This window comes from Mycobacterium sp. 852002-10029_SCH5224772, assembly GCF_001667315.1.
GTDB lineage: Bacteria > Actinomycetota > Actinomycetes > Mycobacteriales > Mycobacteriaceae > Mycobacterium.
This window is the reverse complement of the sequence record NZ_LZHT01000101.1, coordinates 1-6,240: the sequence shown is the minus strand read 5'-3', so window position 1 is coordinate 6,240 and position 6,240 is coordinate 1. Positions and strand designations below refer to the sequence as shown.

Here is a 6,240-nt window from a genome sequence, read left to right as displayed (position 1 = left end):
GTGAGGCGTGCCCGGTCGAGGTGGTGGATCGGTGGGCCCCCGGGCGGGTGATGATCAATGCGTACGGCCCGACCGAGACCACGATGTATGTGGCAAAGACCCCACCGCTGACGGCGGGCTCCGCCACGGTGCCGATCGGCTCGCCGGTGCCCGGGGCCGCCCTGTTCGTGCTGGATCACTGGTTGCGTGCGGTACCGCCCGGCGTGGTCGGTGAGCTGTACATCGCGGGCCGCGGGGTCGCCCCCGGCTATCTGGGCCGGACGGCGTTGACGGCGTCACGGTTCGTGGCATGTCCGTTTGGTGGGCCCGGAACGCGGATGTATCGCACCGGCGACCTGGTGCGGTGGGGCCGCGACGGTCAGCTGGAATACCTCGGGCGCGCCGACGAGCAGGTCAAGATCCGCGGCTACCGCATCGAACTGGGTGAAATCCAGTGCGCACTCAGCGAATTGGACGGCGTCGAGCAGGCCGCGGTGATCGCGCGCGACGACCACCCCGCCGCCGCGCGGCTGGTGGGCTATGTGACCGGGACGGCCGACCCGTCCACAATCCGGGCGCGGCTGGCCGCGCGGCTGCCGGCCTACATGGTGCCGTCGGCGGTGATAGCGCTCGATGCGTTGCCGCTGACGGTCAACGGCAAGCTCGACAAGCGCGCCCTGCCCGCACCGGAATACTCAGCGAGCCGGTACCGGGCCCCGTCCGATGCGATCGAGGAGATCCTGGCCGGCATCTACGCCCAGGTGCTGGGCGTCGACGGCGTCGGGGTGGACGACTCCTTCTTCGACCTGGGTGGGGACAGCATCCTGTCGATGCAGGTGGTGGCCCGCGCCCGCGCGGCCGGAGTCATGTGCCGGCCCCGCGACGTGTTCGTCGAGCAGACGGTGGCCCGCCTCGCGCGGGTCGTCACGCTGGCCACCGGCGAGGACGACGTGGCCGACGAGGGGATCGGGCCGGTGGTGGCCACCCCGATCATGCGGTGGCTGCAGGACATGGACGGCCCCATCGAACAGTTCAACCAGACCATGGTGCTGTCCGCCCCCGCCGGGGTGAGCCAGGCCGACGTGGCGATCGTGCTGCAGGCGTTGCTGGACCGCCATCCCATGCTGCGGCTCTGCGTGGACGACGACGGCGCCGGCGGCTGGGACCTGCACGTCCCCGAGGCGGGCTCGGTGGACGCCCGGGCCTGCTTGCGCACCGTCGACGTCCTCTCGGATGCGGCACTGGTGCGGGCCCGCGCGCGGCTGAACCCGGGTGCCGGGGTGCTGGTGAGCGCGGTATGGGCAAGTGCGACAAACCAATTGGCGTTGATCATCCACCACCTGGCCGTCGACGGCGTGTCCTGGCGGACCCTGATCGAGGACCTCAACATCGGCTGGGCGCAGCACCAGCGCGGCCGGCCCGTCGAGCTGCCCGCGCCCGGCACCTCGTTCGCCCGCTGGTCGTCTCTGCTGGCCGAGCACGCCCGCAGGCCGGAGGTGATCGAGTGGGCCGAGGCGTGGCGGCAGGTGGCTGCGATATCGCCGGCGCTGCCACCCGCTCAGCCCGAGGACACGTATGAGACGGCCGGGCAGCTCTCGGCGTCGCTGGACGCCGAGACGACCCGCCTGCTGCTGGGCGAGGTGCCCGCGGCGTTTCACGCCGGGGTGCAAGACATCCTGCTGATCGCCTTCGGGTTGGCGTTCACCGAGTTCCTCGGGGCGGCCACACCGATCGGCGTCGACGTCGAGGGCCACGGGCGCAGCGAGGAGCTGGGCCCGCACGTCGACCTGTCCCGCACCGTGGGCTGGTTCACCACCACCTACCCGGTGGCCCTGCGCGTCCACGGTCTGGACTGGGCGCGCGTGGTCGCGGGCGAGGCCGCGCTGGGTGCGGTGCTCAAAAACGCCAAGGAGCAGCTGCGCGCCCTGCCGGACGGCCTCACCTACGGACTGTTGCGATATCTGAACCCCGAAGTGGGCCTGGTCGATTCGGATCCCGCCATCGGGTTCAACTACCTGGGCCGCCTCGGTGGTGCGGCCGCCGAGTTGTCCAGCGAGCTGTGGAAGCTCAGCCCGAACACCGCGGCGTTGAGCGCCGCCGCCGCGGCGATCGCGTTGCCGCTGCCGCACACGGTGGAACTCAACGCCGCAACCATGGACACCGAGGACGGCCCGCACCTCCACGCCCACTGGACCTGGGCGTCCTCGGCCCTGACCCACGAAGAAGTAAACCGGTTGAGCCGGTTGTGGTTTGAGGCGCTGACCGGAATCTGCGCCCACGTGCGCCGCGGCGGCGGCGGGCTGACCCCGTCCGACATCGTTCCCGCCCGCCTCGACCAGCAGCAGATCGACCAACTCGAGCGGCGCTACGACGTCGCCGACGTCCTACCGCTGACCCCGCTGCAGCAGGGGCTGCTGTTCCATTCGACCGCGCAACCCGACGGTGACGTGTACGCGGTGCAGCTGAACATCACGCTGCGCGGCGCCCTCGATCCCCACCGCCTCCACCGCGCCGCGCAGACCGTCGTCGCCCGCCACCCCAACCTCGTGGCCCGGTTCTGTTCCGACTTCGGCGACCCGGTGCAGATCATCCCGGCCACCCCCGAGCTCGCCTACCGGTACGTCGACCTCGACGGCGGCGACGTCGACGAACAGGTCGGGCGGATATCCGCCGCCGAACGCGCCGCCGTGCGAGACCTCGACGACCAACCACCCTTGCGGGCCGCGCTGATTTGCGCCGCGGACAACGAATTCCGCCTCGTGCTCACCGTCCACCACATCGTGATGGACGGCTGGTCGCTCCCGATCCTGCTGCAAGAAATCTTCGCCTGCTACTACGGGTCGCGGTTACCGGCGGCGGCCCCCTATCGCCGCTTCGTCAGCTGGCTGGCCACCCGAGACGCCGCGGCCGCCCACACCGCGTGGCGCGAGTTGCTCGACGGTTTCGACACCCCCACGCTGGTCGCCCCGCCGGAACGCGGAGAACTCGGGCAGCGCGGGGTCGCCGCAGTCCAGCTTTGCGCCGAAACCACCAGTGCGCTCGGCGAACTCGCCCGCTCCTGCCGCACCACCGTCAACACCGTGCTGCAGGCCGCCTGGGCGCAGCTGCTGATGTCGCTGACCGGCCGGGACGATGTCGCCTTCGGCACCGCGGTCTCGGGCCGGCCGGCCGAGCTGCCCGGCGCCGAATCCATGGTGGGCCTGCTGATCAACACCGTGCCGGTACGCGCCCACGCCACCGCGACGACCACCGTCGCCGAACTCCTGAACCAGCTGCAACGCGCCCACAACGACACCGTGGAGCACCAGCACCTGGCGCTCAACGACATTCACCGCGTCACCGGGTACGACCAGCTGTTCGACACACTGCTGGTGTACGAGAATTATCCGATCGACGCCGCCGCACTGTCGGCGGCCGACGACCTGGCCGTCACCGAATTCACCAGCCACGACTACAACCACTACCCGCTGTCGCTGCAAGCCGTGCCGGGCGACGAACTGCGCCTTCGCATCGAATTCGACACCGACGTATTCGACCCGGCCGCCGTCGACGCGCTGATCGAGCGGCTGCGCCGGCTGCTGGTGGCCATGCCCGCCGATCCGGCCCGACGCCTGTTGTCACTGGATGTGCTCGACGCGCCGGAGCGCGCCCGGCTACGACGGTGGGGCAATCGCGCGGTGCTGACCGAACAGCCGAGCGCCCCGGTATCGCTCCCGGCCGTATTCGCCGCCCAGGCGACCCGCCTGCCCGACGCGGTGGCGGTCACCTTCGAAGGCCGCTCGATGACATACCGGGAACTCGACGAGGCCTCGAACCGGCTGGCGCACACGCTGCTCGAGCGCGGCGCGGGCCCCGGGGAGTGCGTGGCGCTGCTGGTTTCCCGCTCGGCCGAGGCCATCGTCTCGATGCTCGCGGTGCTGAAGACCGGGGCGGCGTACCTGCCGATCGACCCCGCCCTGCCCGCGGCACGCATCGAGTTCATGCTCGGTGACGCCGCGCCGGTCGCCGCGGTCGCCACGGCAGGCCTGCGCGCCCGGCTGGACGGAGTGAACCTGCCGGTCATCGACGCCGACGAAGCGGGGCCGGACACCCTGCGTGCCGGTCCGTTGCCGATGCCCGCGCCCGAGAACATCGCCTACCTGATCTACACCTCGGGCACCACCGGCGTCCCCAAAGGCGTTGCGGTCACCCACCATAACGTCACCCAGCTGCTGGAGTCGCTGCGGGCGCAGCTGCCCGAGGCGGGGGTGTGGTCGCAATGCCACTCCTACGGCTTCGACGTGTCGGTCCAGGAAATCTGGGGCGCACTGGCCAGCGGCGGCCGGTTGGTGGTGGTGCCCGAATCGGTGACACGGTCGCCGGACGAGCTGCACGCCCTGCTGATCGCCGAGCGGGTCAGCGTGCTGAGCCAAACCCCGTCGGCGCTGACCGCGCTGTCCCCCCGAAAGCTGGACGCGGCGTTGATCATCGGTGGTGAGCCCTGCCCGGGCGCGCTCGCGGACGACTGGGCGCCGGACCGGCTGATGATCAACGCCTACGGCCCGACGGAAACCACCGTGGACGCGGTGCTCAGTGCGCCGCTGACCGCGGGAGCCGGAGCGCCGCCGCTGGGGTCGCCGGTGTCCGGGGCCGCGTTGTTCGTCCTGGACGGCTGGCTGCGTCCGGTGCCCGCCGGCGTGGTCGGTGAGCTGTACGTGGCGGGGCGCGGGGTCGCGGTCGGGTACGCGCGTCGCGCCGCTTTGACCGCGTCGAGGTTCGTGGCCTGCCCGTTCGGCGCGGCCGGAGCGCGCATGTACTGCACCGGCGATCTGGTGCGCTGGGGCTCCGACGGCGAGCTGCACTACGTCACCCGCGCCGACCACCAGGTCAAGATCCGCGGCCACCGCATCGAACTCGGCGAAATCCACACGGCGCTGGCCGAATTGGATGGCACCGGACAGGTCGCGGTGATCGCCCGCGAGGACCAACCCGGTGATAAGCGGATCGTCGCCTACATCACCGGGGCCGCCGATCCGGCCGAGCTGCGCAGCCGGCTGGCCGAACGGTTGCCGGTGTACCTGGTGCCGGCCGCGGTGATGGCGATCGATGCCTTGCCGTTGACGCCCAACGGCAAACTCGACACCGGCGCCCTGCCGGCGCCGGAATACGCCGGTGGTCGGTACCGCGCCCCGTCCACCCCCACCGAGGAAATCCTGGCCGGCATCTACGCCCGGGTGCTCGGGCTCGAACGGGTCGGCGTCGACGACTCCTTCTTCGACCTGGGCGGGGATTCGCTGTCGGCGATGCGGGTGATCGCCGCGATCAACACCGGACTCGACGCGCACCTCGGCGTGCGAATGCTGTTCGAAGCGCCCACGATTGGCCAGCTGGCGGGGCGCGCCGGCATCGGTGGGTACTGCAACGCCGGTGTGGCGGCGCGTGAACGGCCGGCGGTGGTGCCGTTGTCGTTCGCCCAATCGCGGTTGTGGTTCATCGATCAGTTGCACGGACCGTCGCCGGTGTACAACATGGCGGCGGCATTGCGGCTCGCCGGACGCCTGGACGCCGACGCACTGGGCGCCGCGCTCGGCGATGTGGTGGCGCGGCACGAGAGTTTGCGCACGGTGTTCGCCGCCACCGAGGGGATCCCCCAGCAGGTGGTGCTGCCGCCCGAGCGGGTGGATGTGAAATGGCAGACCATCGACGCCACCGACTGGTCACCGGCCCGGCTGGAAGGGGCCATCCGCGACGCGGCGCGGCACACGTTCGACCTCGCGACCGAAATCCCGCTGGGGGCATGGCTTTTCCGCACGGGTGAGGACGAGCATGTGCTGGTGGCCGTGGTGCACCACATCGCTGCCGACGGATGGTCGCTGACCCCGCTGGTGCGCGACCTGGCGCTGGCCTATGCGAGCCGCTCGGCCGGGGATGCCCCGCACTGGGCGCCGCTGCCGGTGCAGTACGTCGACTACACGCTCTGGCAGCGCGCCCAATTCGGGGACCTGGAAGACCCGGACAGCCCGATCGCCGCGCAGCTGGCGTACTGGGAGCGCGCGCTGGCCGGACTCCCCGAGCGCCTCGAACTGCCCACCGATCGGCCGTACCCGTTGGTGGCCGACTACCGCGGGGCCAGCGTGACCGTGGACTGGCCGGCCGAGTTGCAGGAGCGGGTGCGTGCTGTGGCGAGCGCACACCACGCGACCACCTTCATGGTGGTGCAGGCCGCCCTGGCGGTGCTGCTGGCCAAGGTCAGTGCGAGTTCCGAAGTGGCGGTGGGCTTCC

The 6,240-nt window shown here is 71.1% G+C and carries 1 protein-coding gene; it reads left to right on the top strand.

Going from position 1 to position 6,240, the window contains the following annotated elements; genetic code table 11:
• Positions 1–6,240: non-ribosomal peptide synthetase (locus A5775_RS17755; RefSeq protein WP_156660754.1), on the top strand; the 6,240-nt coding region annotated here is incomplete at both ends.